At 51.1% G+C, this 231-nt stretch carries 1 protein-coding gene; it reads right to left on the reverse strand.

Translation table 11 applies throughout. The annotated features are described in order from the left end of the window. Window positions 1–231 (reverse strand): WD40 repeat domain-containing protein (locus R0J92_RS27195; protein ID WP_411053975.1); only part of this gene is annotated, 231 nt, incomplete at both ends.

Consider the following 231-nt stretch of genomic DNA (forward strand, 5'->3'; position numbering starts at 1 on the left):
TGACATAACCGGTGTGTCCTGGGAGGACTGTTTGCAAGGGATTAGTCGGTTGCCAAAGTCGAACCATGCGGTCAGCTCCCGCCGATGCCAAGATGCGACCATCGGGACTGAAAGCAGCCTTTAGAACAGCTTCGCTATGCCCTACCAGAGTGGAGAGTAACTTGCCCTCTAAACCCCAAATTTTGATTGTACTATCGTAGCTGGTTGATACTAAACGCTCTCCGTCTAGAG

This window comes from Tritonibacter sp. SIMBA_163, assembly GCF_046535935.1.
Classification (GTDB): Bacteria; Pseudomonadota; Alphaproteobacteria; order Rhodobacterales; family Rhodobacteraceae; genus Epibacterium; species Epibacterium scottomollicae.